Source organism: Prauserella cavernicola, assembly GCF_016595675.1.
Classification (GTDB): Bacteria; Actinomycetota; Actinomycetes; order Mycobacteriales; family Pseudonocardiaceae; genus Prauserella_A; species Prauserella_A cavernicola.
The window spans coordinates 1-2,243 of record NZ_JAENJH010000025.1; the positions used below are offsets into that span (position 1 = coordinate 1).

At 68.3% G+C, this 2,243-nt stretch carries 4 protein-coding genes; 3 read left to right on the forward strand and 1 reads right to left on the reverse strand.

What is annotated here, in order from left to right:
- Positions 1-271 precede the first annotated feature (271 nt).
- The 3 genes from JHE00_RS34485 (at position 272) to JHE00_RS34495 (ending at position 2,021) form a co-directional block, all read left to right on the forward strand.
- Positions 272-565, forward strand: a complete 294-nt coding sequence (locus JHE00_RS34485; protein WP_200326390.1) for a hypothetical protein — start codon at positions 272-274, stop codon at positions 563-565.
- Between the two features lie 179 nt (positions 566-744).
- Positions 745-1,359, forward strand: coding sequence for a GPR1/FUN34/YaaH family transporter (locus tag JHE00_RS34490; RefSeq protein ID WP_200326392.1), 615 nt, complete (start codon positions 745-747; stop codon positions 1,357-1,359).
- 476 nt (positions 1,360-1,835) lie between these two features.
- Entirely contained in the window at positions 1,836-2,021 is a 186-nt protein-coding gene (locus JHE00_RS34495; RefSeq protein WP_200326394.1) for a hypothetical protein, read from the forward strand.
- A gap of 67 nt (positions 2,022-2,088) precedes the next feature.
- On the opposite strand, the gene JHE00_RS36190 is transcribed toward JHE00_RS34495, so the two are convergent.
- Positions 2,089-2,238: a helix-turn-helix domain-containing protein gene (locus JHE00_RS36190; protein ID WP_372440534.1), complete on the reverse strand. Its 150-nt coding sequence runs from the start codon at positions 2,236-2,238 to the stop codon at positions 2,089-2,091.
- Positions 2,239-2,243: the final 5 nt, after the last annotated feature.

Genomic DNA, 2,243 nt, shown 5'->3' on the forward strand with positions numbered 1-2,243 from the left:
CACGATCGGGTCCGTGCGTGAGGCCGGGGCCACCGTCGCCGTCGCGGGCGGAGCCATCTACAACGCCACCGACCCCGGCGCCGCGGCCAAGGAACTCAAACACCGCGCCACCCGCTAACACCACACAGCCGTAACAACCTGTCGGCGGTCCGGGCCTGACCAGGGTGGTCGAGCACGATCAGCCCGGCCCGCCGACCGACAGAAGAAGTGTCGTCGTTCACGAGTCGCCGGCGAGCCGCGGCGCGAGAATCGAAGCGAGAAGGGAGACGGCGTGGAAGGCCACAGCACAGATGCTCGATCCGAGCGGGCACCAGCCGAACACCATAGCTACTACTCCTTGATGCTGCAGGCCGCCAGGGTGCTGCGACTGCGCTATGTGGAATGCAGCTATGACATCGGCCTGTCCCCGGACGCGGCGGCGGAGCTGGCAAACGTGTTCGAGGGTGTCTCCAAGGGAGATCCCGCGTTCGATCAGATCGATCCGAACGAGGCGATCGCGTTGGCGCATCGCCTGATTGACGACGACCATCCTGAGCTGTCACGCATGTGGCCCAGGAATCGGTAAGTGGTCGGACACTCCTCCGGGCACATGCTGCCCGGAGGGCCCGGCCGCGAGCTCGGATCTGATGCGGTGGCGGCCTTCCTTCGGACGTCACCCCTTTTTCCGTGCGGCCGGGCGATCCTGGACCTCAACCCAGCCTGACAGCACTCGAGGATCATTCGCAGCTCAACGAGGAGTACACGATGACCACTGCTGTTGACACTGAAGCCCCCGCACAATCCACGCCCGAGGGCGATCCCGCTCTGATCGGCGTACCCACCTTCATCGTTGGTGCCACGGCACTCGGCCTGGTTCTGACCGGGTACGTCCCGGCCGATGCCGTCGGTGCCTCGATCGCGATCATCTTGCCCGCGACCGGCCTGGGCCAGCTCATCGCCGCGCTGTGGGCGGCGGCACTCGGCCAGAACGCTGTCGCCGCCGTGTTCGGTGTGTTCGCCGGGTTCTGGTTCAGCTACGCGGCACTCGTACTCGGCCTGATCCACGGCTGGTTCGGCATCTCCGCCGGCGCGGAGGTGTCGACGCAGGGCCTGTTCCTGATCGCCTGGCTGGTCATGATCGTCCTGCTGACGCTGACCACCCTGCGGCTGCCCGCCGCATTCACGCTCCTGTTCGCGTTGATCGACCTCGCGCTCGCGCTCGTGCTGTACGGCACGGTGGCCGGCTCCACGGGTGCCACCACCGCGGGCGGATTCGTCGTGTTCGCGTTCACCGCGGTCGGGGTGTACCTGTTCGCCGGGGCGGTGTCCGCCGCGACGGGCGGCAAGCCACTGCCGCTGGGCCGTCCCGTACTGACCTGAGATGACACCGGGTGGGCGGCCCTTCGCCGCCCACCCGGTGTCGTGTCGGGCACCCCCACCACTATCGCCACGCCCATTCTCCGTGGCACGCCAACGCTCACGGGCCGGAATCGCCCTGCGACCGAGCCCGCCCGATCTCGACCAACGCCAGTGCATCCGACAGCTCCGCGCCGCCCTGCGCGCATCCGGATCGTCGCTCTCCCTGACGATCCCGCGCGAATCCGAGCGACCGGACAAGTCCGCGGACTCCCCTCCGCCACGAGCTCCTGGCCGCCGCGCCGAGCGAGCTCCGGTGATCACCGCCGGACCGGCGTCACGACGACACCAGGCCCCGAAACGATCCGTCGCCACTCGTCTTCCCCACGAGAGCCGGGGTTGTTCCCGAACCGGATCCTCCGTGCGCGCCGTGTCCTCACCTCGCGGCTGAACCCCGTCACGGCAAGCCGCATTTCCTGAAGAGCGGCAAGCATGCCGCCGTGATCCACGTGGCGCGCAACAAGGTGTCGTTCATGGTGTTCGAGGCCGGTGACGTCGAACCGGTGAAGGGAGTCCTGAGATCCATGGGCAACGGCGACCGCAAGACGGCCGATATCACCGAGGGCCAGGACGTCGACTACGACCTGCTCGCCGGCATCCTCGCGAAGACCAGCAGCAAACTCTGACGCCGCGGTGCTCGGTGCTCCCGTCCGAACGCTGGCGGAGGGAGCACCGCCCGCCGTCCCTCACGCGCTACTCGGCGCTGTGCCTCACCGCGCGGCGGCCCAGGCCGTAGGCGATCAGCGCGAGGTGAAGTCCGGTCCGCTCCTCGGCGTCGGCAAGGTCGGTGCCCAGCTTCAGCTCCAGCGACCGCAGCCGTTCGTATGCCGTCGCCCGGCTCAGGTGCA